Consider the following 18412-nt stretch of genomic DNA (forward strand, 5'->3'; position numbering starts at 1 on the left):
TACTTAATGTCCTGCAATCCGGTTTTTCTCACCACGAGGTGAACGAATCTGCAGTTTTGTGTCCGTTCGTCGAATGAATATTGTCAGCATCCTCGAGCGCGCAGCCACCTCGCTCGAGTCCCGGAACGAAGTACCTTTAGGGAGTTCGATGCAACCTCGAGACAATGTGGCCCTGGGGACACCTCGCCGTCGCGTATCTGTGTTATTCGATCGCCCGGCACCGCCTCCGCGACCGTCCGCCGCGTGCGCTGCCGGTGATCGCGCTGGCGATCGGGTCGCAGTTTCCCGATCTGATCGATAAGCCGTTCGCCTGGTCGCTCGAACTCCTCCCCGGCGGGCGGACGCTCACCCACTCCGTCTTCGTCGCCGCGCTGTTGCTCCCGTCCGTCTACCTCGCCGCGAGCCGATTCGACCGACCCGACGTCGGAGTCGCGTTCGCCGTCGGCCACGTCTCGCATCTGCTCGCGGACGTCCCGCCGAACGCGATTCTCACGGCCGACGCGTCCCAGTTGACGTTCCTCGTCTGGCCGCTCCTCCCGCCGCCGCCGTACGAGTCGGTCGACGGGATCCTCGCGGGCTTCATGCGCTACTCGATGGGCTGGTATGAGTGGGCGCAACTCGGCCTCGCGTTCGTCGCCCTTCTCGTCTGGTACCGCGACGGACGGCCCGGACTCGGCTACGTCCGCCGAAGCGTCACGATAATCACGCGAAAAGCCGCGTAGCGGAACGGTTTCGACGGACCTCAACGACTCTTCTCCGACTGTCAGCCGTCCGCCGGCATCGGCGACTCGTGCGACTCGCGCTCGAGCGACCGAGAGTGACGCCGAGCAACCAATCGGGCCGCGAGAGCCAGAAGGATCGAAACCGGTGCGACCCATCGATCACGGCTGCTGTAGAATCCCGGAAAGACGACGTCGGCGTCGGTGAGCGGCCAGAGGTACTGGTAGGTGCCCGCCGGCGGCACCAACAGGAGATCGAGTACGAAGTGTGATAGCGCCCCGAGCGCGAGCAGGAGCGCGACCGCCCGCCGGTACTCCGCGCGGATGGTCAGCGAAGCGATGCAGATCACGACCGCCACGCCGCCGATCGAGTGCATCGGTCGCCAGGAAAACGACGCGCCGAGCGCAGCCTCGATCGTCTCCGGCGAGACGATCCATTTCAACCGATTGAGGTCGGGGAGCATCCCGCCGACCATCGCGACGGTCGCCAGCCGCGCCGTGATCCACGGATACCGTATCGAGAGGAGCGTCGCAAGCGCGTACGCGACCAGCACGTGCGTCAAGCCGTCGGCCACGTCGATCACTCCCCGCTTCGCGCGACTCGAGTCGTCGACTGTCGATCGGCCGGCTCTGCCCCGGCGCCGCCACCGACGGGCAGTCGTCCGGTCGGCTCGAGGGAGAGCCGGCGGATGTCGAGTCGCCAGCCGACGAGCGCGCGGCCTGCGACCAGCGCGGCGCCGACGGCCGAGATCGCGTGCGCGTACAGGAGCCCCCCGATGCGACGCTCCTCGCTGCGGTCGGCCGGCGCGACGAGGGTGCTCCCGACCTCGGACGCGACGGCGGAAAGGCCGGCGGTCGCCGCTCGATCAGTCGTCTCGGCCTCGGGGGCCGCCGACGGACCGGCGTCGCGGTACGGCGCCCCGAGGTCGTAGTCGCCACCGTCGAGGACGACGAGTTCGTTCGCGTCGCCCGACTCGGCCGCCGGAATTACCTCGAGGGACCAGCCGGCGCCGCCCAGAACGAGCAACCCGAGGAGACCAGTAGCCAGCGCCGCGATTCCGAGGCCTCGAACGAGCGGACCGGTGTGCATACCTCGTCGTTGGCACGTCGCGGCAATAGTGGTCAGCAGAATATTATGTTCCGAGTCGAACGCCGACTCGAGGCTCGTTTCGGCTCGCGACTCGAGCCGTGAGGACGGAGGCAGGCAGTCGTCGGTATCCGACGGGTCGGACACCGATCTGTAGCGTCACTCGTCCGAACCCGATCCTCGCGGCCACGCCGGGCCGCTCTGGATACAATCCGCGTAGAAAGATCACAAACAGATAAGTATCAACCGCCGAAAATAACTCGCGAAAGCGTATGAGTGGGGAACACGTTCAGGGGCAGTTCGTGGATCGGGGAATCGAAGGCGTGGCTGCGATCGCGGTCGCCGGACTCGCGGGCGGGATAGGGTTCGGGGCCGTTCTGTACGCGTTCGGCCTGCTCGAGTCGGTCGGCATCCTCGTCGGACGGCCCGGGCTAATACTGGGCCTCTCGCTCGTGATGGCGGCCAGCGTGGTCGGGGCGTTCGCGTATCGACTGCTCGGAACGTTGAGTCCCCTCGAGGAGGACGTGACCGATCCGATCACGGGGCTCACGCTCGGTGTGTGTTTCGGCCTCGCGGTCTGGGTCCTCGGCGTCGCGCTCGCGTTGCCGCTGTGGCTCAGACCCCTCGGCTGGACGCCGCCGGTCCCTTATCTCCACTGGCAGAGTCTCGTCGCGCTGCTCGTCTACGGCGCGCTGATCGGACCGGCGTCTCCGCTCGCCGAACGGTACGTTCGGTTCTGACGACCCGAGAACGCGAGGAGTCGTTCGAATGAACGGACTCGAGAGTCAACGCGGCTCATCGCCGTCGCCGATCACACTGAACCGACACGGCGCGCTATGCCGCCGTCGACGCGACACGACGCGAGCGTCGCCACTGTCGGACAGCGACCGAAGAAGGGACTCCGATTCGGGAGCGGGCGACTCGGACCGGTCAGCGAATTTCCTTCCACTCGGCGTCGCACTCCGGACAGGTGCGAACCGTCTTGATCTGGTCCGGGTCGTTTTCGGTCTTCAGGGCCTTCTCGCAGTCGCCGCAGACGAGCCGGTCGTAGGTGTCCTTGTCGAGTTCGCCGTCGCGGAGTGCCTTCCGGACTGATTTCATGTTCCGCCCCTACGAACGTAGGGTAGAAAAAGACCGGTGCTTTATCGAGATCTGTATCGTGACGACCTGAGTGGCGCGATACTGTAATCTAGTCATCACGACCGGACGTTCTGGCCGGAGTCGTGGCCGTTTTACCGGTCCGCTCGAACACTCCATCGATGGAGTACGTTCAGGAGCGGATCGCGACGCTCCACGAGTTCGGCGGGACCGCCGGCCGCGACGGCAACCTCGCCCACGCGGCCGCCGACGCCGTCGCCGAGACGGCCGTCGTCGTCCCGATGACCGCCCGCGAACACGAGAATCCCGCCGCCGAACGCGTTCTCTCGGAACTCGAGTCCCTCGATCCCACCCCGACCGCCGTCTTCGTTCCCGTCCGCGCCGACGCCGACGAGATCGGCCCGTTTCGCAACTGGCTCGAGTCCTTCTCGCTGCCGATTCGCGTCCTGTGGTGTAACGCTCCTCGAGTCGACGCCCTGCTGGCCGACGCGGGGTTGGACGGCGAGTTCGGCAAGGGCCGGGACGTCTGGCTCGCGCTCGGACCCGCCGCCGACGCCGGCGAGTACGTCGTCGTCCACGACGCCGACGCCAGGAGCTACGAGGCCGGCCACGTCCCGCGCCTGCTCGCGCCGCTGACGATGGACTACGCCTTCTCGAAGGGGTACTACGCCCGCGTCGAGGACGGCCGGCTCTACGGGCGGCTCTTCCGACTGTTCTACGCCCCGCTCGTTCGCGCGCTCGCCGACCGCCACGACGCGCCGATCCTCGACTACCTCCGGGCCTTCCGGTATCCGCTCGCCGGCGAGTTCGCCGCCACGGCCGCCCTCGCCCGTCGGCTCCGCGCGCCGCGGGCCTGGGGCCTCGAGGTCGGAACCCTCGGCGACGCCTTCGACGCGGCCGGGTTCGACGGCGCCGCACAGGTCGACCTCGGGCGCCACGAACACGACCACCGCGCGGTCGCCGGCGAGACCGGCCTCGAGGGGATGAGCCGCGAGGTGGCCGGAGAGCTGCTTCGCGTCGTCGAGGAGCGCGGCGTTGATCCCGACTACGAGACCCTCCAGGAGCGGTACCTCGCGGCCGGCGATCGGCTGATCGAGCAGTACCGCGCCGACGCAGCGTTCAACGGACTCGCCTACGATCCCGCGGCCGAACGGGACCAGCTCGCCCGCTACGCCGGCTCGATCGCGCCGCCCGACCCCGACCGCCGGCTGCCGTCGTGGACGGACGCGCCGGTGACGCCCGAGGCGATCGTCTCGGCCACGCTGGCGGTCCGTAACGCGTAACGTCTGTCGAAATACCGGTGACCGCAACGCTAATCCGACCCTCGTCCGTCGTGGCGTGTATGGACGCGACTGCGGACGAACTGGCGGGCGTCGTCGACCTCTTCGGCGGGCTGACCCGCGCGGAACTCGAGCGGGCGCTCTCCGAGGCGGCGTTCCGGGCGGACGGCCAGTCCGTCGACGAGGCGGCCCTCGAGACGGCGATCGAGGACGCCCTCGAGTCGTTCGCGCTCGTTCGCCACGAGCAGACCGTCGACGGCGAGCGCCGGTCGCTGCTGGTCGCCGGGCCGACGGCGTTCCCGTCGGTGCCGGACCACGCCGAGGACGTCCCGCACATCCTCGACGTCGACCGGCGGCGGCTGGACCGCGAGGCACTCGGCGAGACGGCCCGCGAGCAGTTCACCGACGCCGTCGGGGCGGCCGAAGCGGCCGAGGACGAGGACCGGATCCGACACCTGATCGACGTCAGCTACGACGTCGAGGCCTGGGCCCCGGTCGAACTCGCGGCCGAACGGGAGCGACTGGAAGCTGCCCTCGAGTGAGGTCACGTCGGCGACCGCGAGCGCCCGACGACGGATCGCGAACCGAAACGGAGATTCCGATCGGGACCGACGGTCCGACATCGACAGCGACCTCGCGGCTCCGCGACCGATCGACCGTCGCCGCGGGGTCGCGAAACGAGAACGAAGGTGAGCGTACCCCCGTATGTCACAGCCGACGATGAACCTCGAGCCGGTCGCCGACCACGCGCCCCTCGAGATCGACGACCAGGAACATGACGCGGCCGTCCTCGCGCCGATCATCGAACGCGACGGCGAGGACCACCTGCTCTTTACGCGGCGAGCCGACCACCTCGGCGAGCACCCCGGCCAGATGAGTTTTCCCGGCGGCGGCGCCGAATCGTTCGACGACTCCATTCTCGACACCGCGCTCCGCGAGGCCAACGAGGAGATCGGACTCGAGCCCGACGAGGTCGAAATCGTCGGCCAGCTTGACGATATCCGGACGATCACGGAGTACGCCGTCACGCCGTTCGTCGGTCGCGTCCCCGACCGCGAGTACGTCGGCGACGGCTACGAGGTCGCCGAAATCGTCGTCCTGCCGCTGTCCGGGCTGCTCGATCCGGAGAACTACGAGTACGAGCGTCGGGATCACCCCTACTACGGCGACATCGTCATCCACTACTTTCACGTCGACGGCTACACCGTCTGGGGAGCGACCGGCCGCATACTCGTCCAGTTGCTCGAGTTGACGACCGAGTTCGAGCCGCCCGAACGGGTCGAACGCTCTCGACGGTAGGCTCGTCCGTTACTGCTCTCGGTTCTTCGTCCCATCGGACTCGAGGTGGCCGACCACGGTTAGCGCCCCCTCGTCGAGCTCCGCCTCGGCGGTTTCCGCGTCACCGAAGCCGCCGCTGACCACCCGCGTGAGCGCTTCCTCGAGCGTCTCGTCGAGCTCGGTGAAGTCGTCGGGCGAAACCTCGAGGACGTAGCCCGACGAGATGTTCGGCGACGTCGGGAGAAAGAGCGTCGCACGGCCGTCGGGCGTCCGCTGGCCGGTCTTGAACGCGGTCATCCATACGCCGTCCCAGGTTTCGACTCTGACCGGCGTCTGGAGGGCCTCGCCCGCGCCGAACGTCGTCTCGGTGGCGGTCTTCGAGGCGTTGTAGACGACGCGGATGACGGGTACCCGGTTCGCCACGTAGTCGACGATCCCCTCGAGGACGCCGCCGATCGTCGTGTCCGTCATCTGCCCGACGACGTACATCGCGAGGAGGAGGAATCCGACGAACGTCGTGACTCGGAGGAAGCTGGCGAGTTGGACGCGCGCGTACTCGCCCAGTCCGGGCGCGATCGCCTCGAGGGTCTCCGCGTTCAGCAGGATCCCCGGCGTCACGCCCGCGATAAACGAGTAGAGGTAATGGGCGAGGTACAGCGTCACGAGGACGGGACCGACGACGATGAGGCCACGTCCGAAATCCCCCTTGACCGAACTCATGTGGCCGCGATCACGGTCGATGGCAGGGCGCCCTCCTATGAGTAGATTGTGGACTCGCGGCGGCGGAAACCGTGTCGCTCGGCGATCGCAGCCGGCCACCGACGGCACCAGCGGAACGCCAGCTTTTTGCGCTCCGGCCGCACAGCACGTCTATATCCGCGTCGACGGTTCGCCGTCCCGATCGCCGTCGCTCGAGGTTTCGGGCCCATCGGGACCGCCGCGTCGCGCGAAGTGAGCATCCATGTTGACCACGAGCACCGTCACCCGCGCCGGACTGGACGCGATTGCGCTGAAACCCGCCGAGTGCGACGTTTCAACGGCCGCGTCGATCCCGGTCGAGACGATCGCGATCGACTACGAGGGCCGCGAGCACCTCCCCGCCCTCGAGACGCTCATCGCCCTCTCGAAGGAGACCGACGTCCTGGTGACGACGCCCGTCCGGGCCGACGGTTTCGACCCGCTGGGCGACGACTCGCTGACCGCCGAACTCCCCGACGCCGTCGGGCGAGTCCTCGTGGCGGGCCACCCCGCTTACCTCACCGCCGAAGAGCGCGAGCGGGCCGTCGCGCCGCGACTCGGCGCTGCCCTCGAGACCGAACCCGAGGCCTGGGTCGGCACCGAGAGCGTCGAACGGATCGCGATGGCGACCGGCGCGACCCAGTACGAACTGCTCTCGCGGACGACCGAGCGCGACCTGCGGGCGTTGCGGGTGGCCGGCTTTGCCGGCAACGTCTCCGTCTACGCCCCGACAGTGCTTACCGAGGACGACGATGCCGTGCTCGACGCCGTCGGCGCCTACGTCGCCCGCCGCCGGCCGGTCGCCCGGGCGTTACCCGAGGGAGCCCCGACCGACGCCAGCGCGACCGGTCGCGCTCGAGACGTGCTGCTCAAGGCGGCCACCGACTACGCGCTCGTCGGCGCTCCCGACGAGGTGCGCGCTCAGACCGACGCCCTGCGCGAGGCCGGCGCGACGACGATCGTCGGCTACCCCGCGCGCGGCCTCGGCCCGTTTCTCGAATAACTGTGCCGGACGTCGATCACACAGAGTAAGTATCAGCCAGCCCCAGTGTCCGGCATGACGAGTTTCGGTGACGCGATCGACGCTCGAGGACAGCGCCGCGCACGCGCACTCCCGGCGCGTGATCGGCCATGACCGACATCGACGACGATCCGGAGATCGCGGTCGGCGCCGACGCCTTCACCCAGGCGGGCGCCGGCCTCGAGGTCGCCGTCGTCGGCGGCGGCGCCGTCGGCGCGACGACAGCCTACGATCTCGCCCGCGAGGGCGCCGACGTAACGCTCTACGAGAAGGATCAGATCGCGAGCGGCTCGAGCGGCCGTGCGGCGGGAATCTGTTACGACGCCTTCGCCGATCCGCTCGACGCCGAGATCGCCAGCGACGCGATCGAACGCTTTCGGTCGCTCTCGGGCGACGAAACCTTCCCGTTCGTCGAGTGTCCCTACGTCTGGCTCGCCCGCGAGGGCGATGCGGAACGCGCCGACGCCATCCGCGATCAGGTCGAGCGAATGCAGGAAAACGGCGTCGTCGCCCTAGAGGCCGACGGCGACGCGCTCGCGGACCGCTTCGACGCGCTCCGAACCGACGACGTCGCCGTTGCCGGCATCGCCGGCGGGGCGGGCTACAGCGATCCCGCGACATACACCGCCTGTCTGGCCGCCGCGGCCGACGGCGCGGGCGCGACGCTCGCCCCCGAAACGCCCGTCGAGGTGGCGACCGATCCCGCGCGGATCGTCCTCGAGGACGGCACCGAACGCGAGGTCGACGCGGTCGTCGTGGCCGCCGGCGCCCACACGAAGCAACTGCTGGCGGACGCCGGACTCTCGATCGCAATGAAGCCCTACCGCGTGCAGGCGCTGGTCGCCGACGCCGACGTCGACGAGCCGATATGTTACGACGCGAGCGACTCCTTTTATCTACGGCCCCACCCCGACGGCCTCCTCGCGGGCGACGGCACGGAGTACGTCGAGGGCGACCCCGACGACTACGACCGCGATGCCGATCCGGACTTCGCCGACGACCTGCTCGAGCGCGTTCGCCACCGGCTTCCCGACGCCGACCTCGAACTCGAGCGGGCCTGGGCCGGCCTCTGTACGGCGACGCCCGACCGCGATCCGCTGGTCGGCGAACTCGAGGACGGGATCTACGTCGCGACGGGGTTCCAGGGCCACGGCTTCATGCGCGCGCCGGCGATCGGACAGCGACTCGCAGAACAGGTGGTCGGTGGCGAGGGGATCGACGCGTTCGATCCGACCCGGTTCGACGGCGACGAGTCGTTCGAGATCGTCGACGGGATGGCGGTCGAGTCGGAGAACTGAGTCAGTCGTCGGCGGTGAGTTCGCCCGGTTCGGTGGCGTCCGTCGCGTCGCCATCGACGGCGACGTCCTTCGGGATATCGATCCGCAGCGTGCCGGCTTCGGTCAGCGTCGCCGTTCCAGAGTCGGGGTCGACGACCGCGTCGTCGGGTAACTCCGCTTCGCCGTCGAGTTCCATCCCGCGACCCGGGAACCGCATCTCGTAGCCCTCGTGGTACTGGCGGAACCGATCGATCTGGATCTTGACGTTGCCGCCGAGATACCGAACCTGGACGTCGTCGGGTTCGGCGCCCGGCGCGTCGAAAACGACTCGGTAGGCGGTCTCGGTTTCGAGCACGTCGACGGGGAGCGTGCGATGGTTCTGGACGTGTCCGCTCGCGCGACCGACCTGTCGGTAGAGGACGCTACCGACTGATTTGCGGAGATCACTTAGACCCACGGTGACTCACCTCTGAGGGCGCCTGGAGCGACGACAGGGACCTGGACGTACGTCGAGGACATGGCTCACCAACGGTTACACGATCGGCATTCATATCTCTTTTGATGGTTCAAAATAAACGTCAGACGGCGTCGGGGTTGACCGTCGCTGGCGGGGCCCCGTCACGCTACAGTTCGACCTTCTCGAGGCAGTCCGTCCCCCCGCAGACCGGGCAGGCGAGGTCGGTCACCTCGAGGTCGTCGGGGACGTCGTACGTGTAGTGGTTCTCGAAAATGTCGAGAAAACAATCCTCCGCGGTGCAGACGATCTCCTCGGTCGGTGGCATACCCGGTACTAGCGTCACGACGACTATCAACGTCGGGGTTGCGGCACTACAGCACGGACGTCGTCGGGTTCGTGTTCCGTGGGTACCGCGGCACGACACGGGTGTCCGCCGTCTCGACCGGGCGTTCGCGTCGAACGGCGATTAGGAGTCGCTCAACGAACGGAGAGACGAGACGATCTCGTCGATTCGATCGGGATCGTACGTCCAGAACCCGTAATACCGATCGGGTTCGCGTTCTTCGGCGAGCAGTCCGCATTTACGCAGATCGCTTCCGCCGCCGTCGAAGATCACGAACCAGAACGCTCCGATCTCACCGCCCGCGTCGGAGACCACGTCGATCCCGTCGGCCATTCGCTCGTCGTACTCGTCCTCGACGAAGATCGTGATACCGAGGTTACGTTCCCGTACCATCCGTTCGTAGACCGAGACCTGAGAGGCAAGGGCCGCCGAATTCTGAAATCCGGCGAATAACGTGCCGGCATCGGTCCGCCAGGCGCGCTCTTCAATCTCGCGACTCGTGGCCAGCATCTGCCGTCGATCGTACGAGGTGAACAGCGTGTTCTCGAGGAACTCAAAGAGATCGGAATACTCGACGTCGGCGTCCTCGAGCGCCCACGGCGGGTGAATCTCCGGAGAGAGTACGGCCCGAAAGTGGTCGATACCCAATGCGCCGCGGAACTCGTGGTCCGCGTCTCGAATGATCACGAAGCCACGATCGGCACTCGACGCGCTCGATTCCCGGACCACGCGTGCGTTTCTCGTCGAGAACTGCTGCTCGAACTCCGCCGCCACTCGATCTCGGTCCGTATGCACCTCGAGGAGCTTCTGCCGCGCTTCGATTTCGTCGATCTGATCGCGAAGGCCGTTCATCGTATCACGTCTCTTTCTGCAGTAGTTCCCGGAGGACGGCGGGAATCTCGTCCCGCTCGACGGTTCGCGTTTCGCTGTCGAATTCGAGGTAGCCGGCGGCGTCGAGTTTCGGAAGCACGAGGTGATACAGGCGAAGGCGTATCTCTTCGCGGTCTCCGGGCGTCGCGATAGCGCCCGACTCAGTCGCCGCCAGTCCGGTCGCCGTGTCCGTGAGCGCGTCGAGGGTCGCGGTCGATTCGTCCGAGAGGTGGCACAGTACGTATCGCGCGTACCGATCCGAGAGCACGTTCAGGAGAACGTCCGGAGAGGCATCGCTCTCCATCGCTTCGACCGCCTCGAGGACGTCCCGTAGACACGCTTCGTCCATTGATATGAGCTATCACTCTACAAGGTAAAATAGCTACGCGAAATATCGGACGGTCTTCGCACCGATCTCCCGTCGGACGGCGGACGCGGTTCGATATCCGAACGCGGAACGAGGTGACCGTGTAGTCACTGTTTTACCCCTTGAGGCGCTACCGATCGGTATGATCGACCCCGAGACGCTGTCGGTGACGATCGTCGACGGCTACGTCGACGAGCCCGCACACTTCGGGGTGCCGCCGTACATCTCGACGTACCCCCGCTACGCGGCGGGAGCGCTCGTCGACGCGGGGGTCCCCCGCGAACAGATTACGTACCACACGATCGATCGGCTCCGCGACGAGCCCGACTACTGGCGGGACGTCGACGAGGCCGACCTCATGATCTATCTGGGCGGGATGACCGTTCCCGGCAAGTACGTCGGCGGCACGCCGGCCGAACCCGATGAAGTCCGCAAACTCGCTTGGACCGCCAACGGGACGAGCCTGATGGGCGGCCCCGTCAAGTTCGGCGTCGGCGACGAGAACGCCGGCGCGACCGAGACCGAGCGCCAGGACCTGGACTTCGATTTCGTCGCCAAGGGCGACGTCGAGGCCGCCGTCTTCGACCTCGTCGAAAGCGGCCTCGAGGGCTTCAACAACCGGATGCGCGATATCGACGAGGTCTCGCGGTGGGCCCAGGAGGGCGCGTTCATCGTCGAGCAACACCCCAACCACCCCGACCACCTCATCGCCGAACTCGAGACCTCCCGCGGGTGCGCGTACCGCTGCTCGTTCTGTACGGAACCGCTGTACGGCAACCCCTCCTTCCGGCCGCCGCCGACGGTCGTCGGCGAGGTCGACGCCCTCTCGGATTTCGGCGTCAGACACTTCCGGATCGGCCGGCAGGCCGACATCCTTGCCTACGGCGGCGACGGCGAGGCGCCGAATCCGGACGCGCTCCGGCAACTCTACAGCGGCATCCGCGAGGTCGCGCCCGACCTCGAGACGCTGCACTTGGACAACATGAACCCGATCACGATCGTCAACTGGCCCGAGGAGAGCCGGGAGGGGATCCGGATCATCGCCGAGCACAACACGCCCGGCGACACCGCGGCGTTCGGCCTCGAGTCGGCTGACCCGGTCGTCCAGGAGGAGAACAACCTCAACGTCAGCGCCGAGGAGTGTTTCGAAGCGGTCAAAATCGTCAACGAGGAGGCCGGCTGGCGACCGGGCGAGGATCCCGCGGACGCCCCCACCTTCGGGGACGACGCTCCGCGTCGGCTGCCCAAGCTCCTCCCCGGAATCAACCTCCTCCACGGGCTCAAGGGCGAGCGCGAGGAGACCTACGAGCGCAATCGCGAGTTCCTCCAGCGGGTCTACGACGAGGGCTACATGCTCCGGCGGATCAACATCCGGCAGGTGATGTCCTTCGACGGCACCGATATGAGCGATACGGGGGCCGAGATCGCGAACGAACACAAACAGTTGTTCAAGCGGTACAAGAAGCAGGTCCGCGAGGAGATCGACAATCCGATGCTCGAGCGCGTCGCCCCGCCGGGCACCGTCCTGCCCGACGTCCACCTCGAGTACCACCAGGACGGGAGGACCTTCGGTCGCCAGCTGGGCACCTACCCGCTGCTGGTCGGCATCCCCGGCGAGCGCGAACTCGGCCGAACCGTCGACGTCGCGGTCGTCGACCACGGCTACCGCTCCGTGACCGGCGTCCCCTATCCGCTGGATATAAACGCCGCCTCGATGGACGAACTCACCGCGATTCCCGGCGTCGGCGACAGCACCGCCGGCGACATCGTCGTCAACCGACCTCACGAGTCGGTCACCGACGCCGATCTGGGAACCGAGGTCGACCTCGAGGGGTTCGCGACGACGCGAGCGTTCGAGGGTGCGGACTGACCGGGATCCGAATTCCCCTCCTCGCGACGGTCCGCCAACTGACGACTGCTCGAGAATAGAGGGCGTTCGACCACGTTTTTTCACCGCCCCACCTGCAAATAACGGCCCGCGGTCGGTAGTTCTATTACGGAGGCGCTTCAGAGGTGGAATTGAGGGTCTACCTGTGGAAATATCTGAAAAACTCCTGTGTCTGTTCAGTGCGGACGTCTCGGCAGAGGAGGACCGATACGTCATCGAGGTACCACGTCAAGAAGTCGAAACCGGCGACATCGACCCGGAGGAGGTCTACCGCGTCGCGCTCATCTCACGCGAGGAGGACGACGCCGAGGAGTCGACGGCACAGCCCCAGACGGCACCGTCGGAACCGCAGCCACCGGTCGACGTCGGCGAAACACGCTACGTCGAAATCGAGGACATCGGCAAACAGGGCGACGGGATCGCTCGTGTCGAACGCGGCTACGTCATCATCGTCCCCGGTGCCGACGTCGGCGAACGCGTCAAGGTCGAAGTCTCGGAGGTCAAGTCCAACTTCGCCGTCGGCGAGATCATCGAGGAGACGTTCTAACAACGAACTTTTTTAGCGGGGATATCGGCTGGCGTCGAAGACGCCAGCCACAACCCCCGCCAAAAAACTTCGATGAAAAAATACCGAGCGCGCCGACGGCGCACTCGGCGTAACGGCGCGCAAAGCGCGCCGTATGCTGGCGCTCGCTCGCGGTTGCAAATAGTTCGTTTGCGGTGGCACGTGCTGTCGGTCGATGACAGCGCGCGAGGTCATCGCGAGCGCTGCGAGCGAATCGGTTAGGGAGCGTGTGACGATTACCCGTTGCTACGATAGCAAATGCTCTAATTTGGTCCTGTTGAAACTCTATCAATTCGCCGCTTTCCCCGCTGGAATAGCCTTGGGAAGATGTACGAATATATCGGCTGAGTTTATTGCAATCGAAGTCGATGCGACGATATGGAGCCGTCATTTAGACGCGACTCGCTCGTTTTTATCGGCCTCTACGTAACAGGGTTCGTAGCTGTCGGCGCTCTCCGAGCGGTGTTGCTCGAACGTACCCCCTCCGTGTATCTTCGCGGTTTATTCACGGATCCCATCTGGCTATTCCACTCTGCGCTACTGATAGCCATCTGGTTTTTGATGTATCCGAGATACCAACGGATCTACGAGAGACGAACGAGCTAATTCATCGCTGCTCCGGCGGCTACTCGACCTGTATCTACCAACCAACTTCGCTAGTCCCGACAACGGCTGTGGATTTCAACACTTCCAGTTCCCGTTCAGTCTCGTTGGTTCGCGTACGGCAGATAACTGCGTCTTCGCCGATTACTACGCCGGAATTGTCTCCCGGAACGTCTCCGGATCGTCGTGGAAACAGTCGCCGACGACGATGGCGTCCGCACCGGCCTCGAGGATCTCCGTCGCTTTCGCCCGACTATCGATCCCGCCGCCGTAGAACAGCGCCGTCTCCTCGAGGTAGCGCGCGGCGGCTTCGACGTCCGCGGGGCCGCCGTAGGTGCCCGAGTACTCGATGTAGAAGATCGGAAAGCTATAGAAGGTCTCCGTCGCCAGCGCCGCGCCGGCGACCTGCTCGGGCGAGTAGGTCGCCTCGACGCCGGAGGTCGCCGCCGCCGTGGACTCGAGGTGCTGAATTACGTACCCCTCTCCGACGACGTTCGTGGCGAGGTCCGCGACCGCGTCGGCCCCCTTCGAGGAAATCAGATCGCCGACGACCGGAAGGCTCGCGCCGAGGAGGGCCTCGGGTTTGCTCCCGACCTCGGTAAAGAGGTCGACGTGTTTCCCCACGAAGTGTTCCCGATCGCCGTTGTAGACCGCCGGAACGGACAGGTAGTCCGCCGCCTCGATCGTCGATTTGGAGACGTGACTCGAACTGTACGGTTCCTGAAAGACGGGGAGCGAGGGGACGGCGTCGTCGATCGCCGCAATCGCCTCGAGCGTGTTGGCCTCGGTGACGTCGTCGGAGCCGCCGACGAGCACCAGGTCGGTCCCCTCGAGAACGCTGAGATCAGCCGGTAGGGACTTGGCCGGGTCGATTTTCGTAACATGAGTGATCCCGTCCCAATCGATGTCCATGCCGGTCCCTTCGAACAACCGGGTCAATTTCCTATCGGTTCGCGCCGGACGACGAGCGCGCGATTGCGGCGACCGCGCTCACTCCTCGAGGGGCGTCCCGTCGATCCGTTTGGCTCCCTCGGAATCGTGGACGACCACCTCGCCGGGGTCGGGATCGGCGGGTGCGTACTCGTCCCGGACGGCGATGGCCTCCTCGAGTTCCCGGACGGCGCGTTCCTTCAGCGCGCGAGCCAGGTCCTCGGCGTCCGCGCGGGAGATGTCCCGGCCCAGACCCTCGCACTCGTGGGCGCGGACGACGCCCTCCTCGTCGACGGCTTCGCCCATCGGCTGGCTCGTTCCGGCCAAGGCGACGCTGAAGGGGTAGGTCCGGCAGATCAGCGGTCGATCGTCGTGGGCGACGCAGGCGCCCGTCCCCGACTCGTCTTCCTCGTAGAAGGTGCAGTCGCCGCAGTCGTCGGTCTGGAGCGCCCACTCAAAGGTCTCGCCCTCGAGGTCGCCGTCCTCGGTCGCCGAGAGTCCGTACGGCATCGGCCGGGCGACGTCGCGCCAGTCGTAGTCGCCGTCGTATTCATCGCTCTCCTCGAGTTCCCGTACCTCGTCGGGGAAAACGGTCGCCGTGTGGTCGTCCTCGTCTTCGCCCGTACAGCAGGCACCACAGCGGGTACACTCGAAGCCAATCGATTCGATGGCGTCCGCGAGGTCGTCGGTGTCCAGCGCGCGGGCCTCCTCGAGTTCGGCTTCAAGCGATTGCACACCCGAGTGTCGTCGCCGGCGCGGAAAAGTCAGTCGCTCCTCGAGTCCGGATCCGGATCCGAATCCGGGTCCGTACCGAGTCTAGTCCGATCGCGCCGCCGCGCGTTCCCCGTTCCACTCGAGGCGTCCCTCCACGGCGAGTTTCTCGAGGTGGGCGCGGACCGTCGCCCGGGCCAGATCGCGCACGCCGGAGAGGTCCTTCTCGTAGGCCGTCTCGAGGAGTTCCTCGAGCGTGTCGGCGCCGCCCTCGACCGCCTCGAGCACCTTCCGTTCCCGACGGTATCGGTGATCCAGCAGTCGCTCCAGTGTCTCCCGCGGGTCGTCGATCGCGGGCCCGTGACCGGGATGGAGCGCCGGCGGATCCCTCGCCCACAGTCGCCGTAGCGTCGTCACGTACGCGCGCATGTCGCCCTCGGGCGCGCCCACGACGACGCTGCCCTCGCGAACGGCGCAGTCGCCACAGAGGACCGGTCCGCCGAAGCCGGCCTCGAGGGCGACGTGGTCGGGCGCGTGCCCGGGCGCGTCGAGAACCCGGACGCGGTCGTCGCCGAGCGGAATCGTCGTTCCGGGCGCCAGCGTCCGATCCGGCTCGCAGCCGGTCGCGTCGCGAAAGCGGTCCGCCCGCCCGTATCGCGCCCAGACGGTCGCGTCCGTCTCGTCGGCGTACGCGGCGACGGCGCCGACGTGGTCGGGATGCGTGTGCGTGACGAGAACGTGGTCGACGGCCCGGTCGCGAACGAGTTCGTCGAGAGCGTCGCTGCGCGCCGCGGGATCGACGAGTACAGCCGGATCGTCCCCGAGGAGGTAGGCGTTGGTTTCCCCCGTTGGGGCGCGCGTCGCGACCGGAACGGCACACCGAGTAACGTCCATACCTCGAACAACTCAGCGGTCGAAAAAGTGTGTGTCGACGGCTCGGACCGGGTGGCCCACCCCACTCCCGCTCCGGAAGCTGCGGACCGGGTCGCCGTCGTCAGTGCTTGAGGAAGTAGACCTGCTTGCGGGCGTCGCGGAAGCTGTACCGGGAGCCGACGAGACCGACGTCCTCGAGGCGGTTGAGCGCGTAGCGGACGGTGCGGTCGGGCAGCAGCGACTCTTCAGCGAGTTGCCCCTGCGAGAGCGGCGAATCGGTCTCCAGCACTTTCGCGACGAGCTTCGCGCTCGGCGGCAGATCGCGGAGGCGATCGCGGTATTCGTCCTTCGAAAGGGTCTCTTCGGCAGCGGCGACTCGGTCCTCGGCTGTACTCGTGCTCATACCTACGTGAGCGGAATCGGTAGTGGTAAAGCTTCCCTATATGTGGATACGAATAGTTCAGTTTGTATAAGGGGTATGAATGTCGTATTAACACAGCAAAGGATCCGCCCGATTGCGGGGTTTGAGCCGGCCCCAAGTCGACATCGCCGTCCCGGGTATCGATAGACTCCAGTATCGTTTTATCCTCCCGCTCCTGTAGTTGCGCCCAGTGTGAAAGGACAGGAGTGGTACCAGGCCGACGACGTCGCCGAGGAGTACGACGATAAGCGCTTCTCCCGGGGCGGTCAGCTCATCGACCGTCGGGAGAAGGAAGCAGTCCTTGACGCGATCATGCCCGTCGAGGACCGGAATATCCTCGAAATCGCCTGTGGTACCGGGCGGTTTACCGTGATGCTCGCCCAGCAGGGCGCCGACGTCGTGGGACTCGATATCTCGGCGGCGATGTTACAGCAGGGACGGGAGAAAACGAAGGACGCGGCCCTCGAGGGAACCCTGGAGTTCCTCCGCGGGGACGCGGGCCGGCTCCCGTTTCCGGACGATCACTTCGATACCGTTATCGCGATGCGATTTTTCCACCTCGCGGACGACCCGAAGGCCTTCTTAGAGGAAATGCACCGGGTGTCCCGAGACCAGATCGTCTTCGACACGTTCAACCGATTTAGCGCGCGCAGCATCTACAACTGGGCGCTGCCGATGGGATCGCGGCTCTACTCGAAGAGCGAAGTGGCGGTTCTCTTAGCGAAGACGAACCTGACGCTGGAGGACGTCGAGGACGACTTCCTCGCTCCGTACGGACTCTACCGGTCGATTCCCAACGAGCTCGCGACGCCCATCCGGACGCTCGACGAGTTGATCGGATCGCTGCCGGTGACCGACCACCTCGCGTCGGTCTCCTACTGGAACACCCGCGTCCGGTGACCGACCGCCTGTCCGCTGGCCGCGAGCCGCTCGCAGCGGCGAACCCCGTATTTTTACTATCGATGGACGCTACTACCGCGTATGGAGCTCTCGGTAGTGGTATCGACGCTCAACGACCGAGAGCGATTACTCTCGTGTCTCGACGCGCTCTCCGAGCGGACACCGTCCGCGGCGGAAATCGTCGTCGTCAACGGCCCCTCCTCCGACGGGACGACCGGCGTCGTCCGCGACCGTTCGGACGTCGACGTCCTCGTCGAAATCTCCGAACGGAACCCGAACGTCTCGCGCAACGCCGGTCTCCGCGCTGCGACGGGTGACGTCGTCGCCTTCCTCGACGGGGAGTACGCGATCGAGTACAGCTGGTACGACGCCGTCGAGCGCGCAATCGCCGACGGAACCGACGTCGTCACCGGCCCCGTGACCGGCGGGGAGCTCGATTACGATCTGCAGAATCCGCACACCGTCGCCGGGCGCAGCGTCACCCACTTCGACGGCAACAACGTCGCGTTCGATCGGACCGTCCTCGAGGCCCTGGACGGGTTCGACGAGTACCTCGAGGTCGGCGGCGAACGCGACTGTGCCCACCGCCTGGCCGGCCTCGGCTTCGAAACCGAGTGGGACGCGGGGATGGCCGCCAGGTGCGAGGTCGGAACCGACGGCGGCCAGACCGACCGCGACTGGGGGGACACCTACCGCTCCCGGGCCTATCGACTCGCGAAGAACTACGGCGTGCGGCCGACGACGGTCGGCCGAATCGTCGGGAGCGCCCTCCGCGACGGGACCGCGGGCGTTCGGGACGTCATCACCGGAGACGCGACGCCGACGGACTGGGTCGGAAACGGGACCGACGTCGTCGCAAACGCCACCGGCGGACTCCGCGACGGACTGCGAGCCCGCTGGGCCGACCGAACCTCCCGACGAAACCCGAACGGGTTGTCGAAACGCCACGACAGGGCGGTGCGGGTCTACGATCGGCGGTAGGGTTC

General features: G+C 66.5%; 23 protein-coding genes. 11 read left to right on the forward strand and 12 right to left on the reverse strand.

What is annotated here, in order from left to right:
• Positions 1-164: 164 nt before the first annotated feature.
• A complete protein-coding gene (locus EH209_RS12610; protein ID WP_126663227.1) occupies positions 165-722 on the forward strand; it encodes a metal-dependent hydrolase in 558 nt (185 codons plus the stop codon).
• Between the two features lie 41 nt (positions 723-763).
• Here the strand turns inward: EH209_RS12610 and EH209_RS12615 are convergent, their stop codons facing one another.
• Both EH209_RS12615 and EH209_RS12620 read right to left on the reverse strand, forming a co-directional pair.
• Positions 764-1294 (reverse strand): metal-dependent hydrolase, encoded by a 531-nt coding sequence (locus EH209_RS12615; RefSeq protein ID WP_229380176.1) that lies wholly within the window; start codon positions 1292-1294, stop codon positions 764-766.
• Positions 1295-1299: 5 nt separating this feature from the next.
• Positions 1300-1809, reverse strand: a complete 510-nt coding sequence (locus tag EH209_RS12620) for a hypothetical protein (protein ID WP_126663229.1) — start codon at positions 1807-1809, stop codon at positions 1300-1302.
• A 269-nt stretch (positions 1810-2078) separates the two neighbouring features.
• On the opposite strand from EH209_RS12620, the gene EH209_RS12625 reads away from it, so the two are divergent.
• A complete protein-coding gene (locus EH209_RS12625) occupies positions 2079-2546 on the forward strand; it encodes a hypothetical protein (RefSeq protein WP_126663230.1) in 468 nt (155 codons plus the stop codon).
• 190 nt (positions 2547-2736) lie between these two features.
• Here the strand turns inward: EH209_RS12625 and EH209_RS24070 are convergent, their stop codons facing one another.
• Positions 2737-2907: an HVO_0758 family zinc finger protein gene (locus EH209_RS24070; RefSeq protein ID WP_008896519.1), complete on the reverse strand. Its 171-nt coding sequence runs from the start codon at positions 2905-2907 to the stop codon at positions 2737-2739.
• Between the two features lie 158 nt (positions 2908-3065).
• On the opposite strand from EH209_RS24070, the gene EH209_RS12630 reads away from it, so the two are divergent.
• From EH209_RS12630 to EH209_RS12640, 3 genes are all read left to right on the forward strand, one after another.
• Positions 3066-4187, forward strand: coding sequence for a glycosyl transferase family 2 (locus EH209_RS12630; RefSeq protein ID WP_126663231.1), 1122 nt, complete (start codon positions 3066-3068; stop codon positions 4185-4187).
• 59 nt (positions 4188-4246) lie between these two features.
• Positions 4247-4726, forward strand: coding sequence for a DUF7109 family protein (locus tag EH209_RS12635; RefSeq protein ID WP_126663232.1), 480 nt, complete (start codon positions 4247-4249; stop codon positions 4724-4726).
• Positions 4727-4889: 163 nt separating this feature from the next.
• Complete coding sequence (locus EH209_RS12640) at positions 4890-5483, forward strand: NUDIX hydrolase (protein ID WP_126663233.1); 594 nt, start codon at positions 4890-4892, stop codon at positions 5481-5483.
• A gap of 9 nt (positions 5484-5492) precedes the next feature.
• Here the strand turns inward: EH209_RS12640 and EH209_RS12645 are convergent, their stop codons facing one another.
• Positions 5493-6182 carry a DUF502 domain-containing protein gene (locus EH209_RS12645; RefSeq protein ID WP_126663234.1) on the reverse strand — a complete coding sequence of 230 codons (690 nt, stop codon included), beginning with the start codon at positions 6180-6182 and terminating at the stop codon, positions 5493-5495.
• 241 nt (positions 6183-6423) lie between these two features.
• On the opposite strand from EH209_RS12645, the gene EH209_RS12650 reads away from it, so the two are divergent.
• Together EH209_RS12650 and EH209_RS12655 are read left to right on the forward strand one after the other, a co-directional pair.
• Positions 6424-7203, forward strand: coding sequence for a DUF7388 family protein (locus tag EH209_RS12650; RefSeq protein ID WP_126663235.1), 780 nt, complete (start codon positions 6424-6426; stop codon positions 7201-7203).
• 128 nt (positions 7204-7331) lie between these two features.
• Positions 7332-8519 (forward strand): NAD(P)/FAD-dependent oxidoreductase, encoded by a 1188-nt coding sequence (locus EH209_RS12655; RefSeq protein WP_126663236.1) that lies wholly within the window; start codon positions 7332-7334, stop codon positions 8517-8519.
• A 1-nt stretch (position 8520) separates the two neighbouring features.
• Here EH209_RS12655 and EH209_RS12660 read toward each other — a convergent pair whose 3' ends face one another.
• The 4 genes from EH209_RS12660 to EH209_RS12670 all read right to left on the reverse strand — a co-directional run bounded on the left by EH209_RS12660 (position 8521) and on the right by EH209_RS12670 (position 10517).
• Entirely contained in the window at positions 8521-8955 is a 435-nt protein-coding gene (locus EH209_RS12660) for an Hsp20/alpha crystallin family protein (protein ID WP_126663237.1), read from the reverse strand.
• A gap of 166 nt (positions 8956-9121) precedes the next feature.
• Positions 9122-9280 carry a DUF7559 family protein gene (locus EH209_RS24075; protein WP_164722041.1) on the reverse strand — a complete coding sequence of 53 codons (159 nt, stop codon included), beginning with the start codon at positions 9278-9280 and terminating at the stop codon, positions 9122-9124.
• A gap of 141 nt (positions 9281-9421) precedes the next feature.
• A complete protein-coding gene (locus EH209_RS12665; protein WP_126663238.1) occupies positions 9422-10150 on the reverse strand; it encodes a DICT sensory domain-containing protein in 729 nt (242 codons plus the stop codon).
• A 4-nt stretch (positions 10151-10154) separates the two neighbouring features.
• Entirely contained in the window at positions 10155-10517 is a 363-nt protein-coding gene (locus EH209_RS12670; RefSeq protein WP_126663239.1) for a DUF7344 domain-containing protein, read from the reverse strand.
• 160 nt (positions 10518-10677) lie between these two features.
• On the opposite strand from EH209_RS12670, the gene EH209_RS12675 reads away from it, so the two are divergent.
• Positions 10678-12405: a radical SAM protein gene (locus EH209_RS12675; RefSeq protein ID WP_126663240.1), complete on the forward strand. Its 1728-nt coding sequence runs from the start codon at positions 10678-10680 to the stop codon at positions 12403-12405.
• Positions 12406-12568: 163 nt separating this feature from the next.
• Positions 12569-12970 carry a TRAM domain-containing protein gene (locus tag EH209_RS12680; protein ID WP_008896531.1) on the forward strand — a complete coding sequence of 134 codons (402 nt, stop codon included), beginning with the start codon at positions 12569-12571 and terminating at the stop codon, positions 12968-12970.
• 768 nt (positions 12971-13738) lie between these two features.
• Here EH209_RS12680 and EH209_RS12685 read toward each other — a convergent pair.
• The 4 genes from EH209_RS12685 to EH209_RS12700 all read right to left on the reverse strand — a co-directional run bounded on the left by EH209_RS12685 (position 13739) and on the right by EH209_RS12700 (position 16508).
• Entirely contained in the window at positions 13739-14503 is a 765-nt protein-coding gene (locus EH209_RS12685; RefSeq protein WP_126663241.1) for a heptaprenylglyceryl phosphate synthase, read from the reverse strand.
• Positions 14504-14581: 78 nt separating this feature from the next.
• A complete protein-coding gene (locus EH209_RS12690; protein ID WP_126663242.1) occupies positions 14582-15256 on the reverse strand; it encodes a YkgJ family cysteine cluster protein in 675 nt (224 codons plus the stop codon).
• 81 nt (positions 15257-15337) lie between these two features.
• The gene (locus EH209_RS12695) at positions 15338-16126 is read right to left on the reverse strand and encodes an MBL fold metallo-hydrolase (RefSeq protein ID WP_126663243.1); all 789 of its coding nucleotides are present in this window, start codon (positions 16124-16126) and stop codon (positions 15338-15340) included.
• A 100-nt stretch (positions 16127-16226) separates the two neighbouring features.
• Complete coding sequence (locus tag EH209_RS12700; RefSeq protein WP_126663244.1) at positions 16227-16508, reverse strand: MarR family transcriptional regulator; 282 nt, start codon at positions 16506-16508, stop codon at positions 16227-16229.
• A gap of 210 nt (positions 16509-16718) precedes the next feature.
• On the opposite strand from EH209_RS12700, the gene EH209_RS12705 reads away from it, so the two are divergent.
• Together EH209_RS12705 and EH209_RS12710 are read left to right on the forward strand one after the other, a co-directional pair.
• Positions 16719-17426, forward strand: a complete 708-nt coding sequence (locus EH209_RS12705; protein ID WP_126663245.1) for a class I SAM-dependent methyltransferase — start codon at positions 16719-16721, stop codon at positions 17424-17426.
• Positions 17427-17507: 81 nt separating this feature from the next.
• Positions 17508-18407: a glycosyltransferase family 2 protein gene (locus EH209_RS12710; RefSeq protein WP_126663246.1), complete on the forward strand. Its 900-nt coding sequence runs from the start codon at positions 17508-17510 to the stop codon at positions 18405-18407.
• The last annotated feature ends 5 nt before the right edge of the window (positions 18408-18412 follow it).

This window comes from Haloterrigena salifodinae (assembly GCF_003977755.1).
Lineage (GTDB): Archaea > Halobacteriota > Halobacteria > Halobacteriales > Natrialbaceae > Haloterrigena > Haloterrigena salifodinae.

What these genes read in the sequence shown, in the direction of transcription:
- EH209_RS12635 (WP_126663232.1), top strand. Translation starts at nt 4,247, where the DNA reads ATGGACGCGACTGCGGACGAACTGGCGGGCGTCGTCGACCTCTTCGGC.
- EH209_RS12710 (WP_126663246.1), top strand. Translation starts at nt 17,508, where the DNA reads ATGGAGCTCTCGGTAGTGGTATCGACGCTCAACGACCGAGAGCGATTA.
- EH209_RS12695 (WP_126663243.1), bottom strand. Translation starts at nt 16,126, where the DNA reads ATGGACGTTACTCGGTGTGCCGTTCCGGTCGCGACGCGCGCCCCAACG.
- EH209_RS12670 (WP_126663239.1), bottom strand. Translation starts at nt 10,517, where the DNA reads ATGGACGAAGCGTGTCTACGGGACGTCCTCGAGGCGGTCGAAGCGATG.
- EH209_RS12620 (WP_126663229.1), bottom strand. Translation starts at nt 1,809, where the DNA reads ATGCACACCGGTCCGCTCGTTCGAGGCCTCGGAATCGCGGCGCTGGCT.
- EH209_RS12700 (WP_126663244.1), bottom strand. Translation starts at nt 16,508, where the DNA reads ATGAGCACGAGTACAGCCGAGGACCGAGTCGCCGCTGCCGAAGAGACC.
- EH209_RS12655 (WP_126663236.1), top strand. Translation starts at nt 7,332, where the DNA reads ATGACCGACATCGACGACGATCCGGAGATCGCGGTCGGCGCCGACGCC.
- EH209_RS12625 (WP_126663230.1), top strand. Translation starts at nt 2,079, where the DNA reads ATGAGTGGGGAACACGTTCAGGGGCAGTTCGTGGATCGGGGAATCGAA.
- EH209_RS12685 (WP_126663241.1), bottom strand. Translation starts at nt 14,503, where the DNA reads ATGGACATCGATTGGGACGGGATCACTCATGTTACGAAAATCGACCCG.
- EH209_RS24070 (WP_008896519.1), bottom strand. Translation starts at nt 2,907, where the DNA reads ATGAAATCAGTCCGGAAGGCACTCCGCGACGGCGAACTCGACAAGGAC.
- EH209_RS12665 (WP_126663238.1), bottom strand. Translation starts at nt 10,150, where the DNA reads ATGAACGGCCTTCGCGATCAGATCGACGAAATCGAAGCGCGGCAGAAG.
- EH209_RS12610 (WP_126663227.1), top strand. Translation starts at nt 165, where the DNA reads ATGTGGCCCTGGGGACACCTCGCCGTCGCGTATCTGTGTTATTCGATC.
- EH209_RS12645 (WP_126663234.1), bottom strand. Translation starts at nt 6,182, where the DNA reads ATGAGTTCGGTCAAGGGGGATTTCGGACGTGGCCTCATCGTCGTCGGT.
- EH209_RS12630 (WP_126663231.1), top strand. Translation starts at nt 3,066, where the DNA reads ATGGAGTACGTTCAGGAGCGGATCGCGACGCTCCACGAGTTCGGCGGG.
- EH209_RS12675 (WP_126663240.1), top strand. Translation starts at nt 10,678, where the DNA reads ATGATCGACCCCGAGACGCTGTCGGTGACGATCGTCGACGGCTACGTC.
- EH209_RS12650 (WP_126663235.1), top strand. Translation starts at nt 6,424, where the DNA reads ATGTTGACCACGAGCACCGTCACCCGCGCCGGACTGGACGCGATTGCG.
- EH209_RS24075 (WP_164722041.1), bottom strand. Translation starts at nt 9,280, where the DNA reads ATGCCACCGACCGAGGAGATCGTCTGCACCGCGGAGGATTGTTTTCTC.
- EH209_RS12640 (WP_126663233.1), top strand. Translation starts at nt 4,890, where the DNA reads ATGTCACAGCCGACGATGAACCTCGAGCCGGTCGCCGACCACGCGCCC.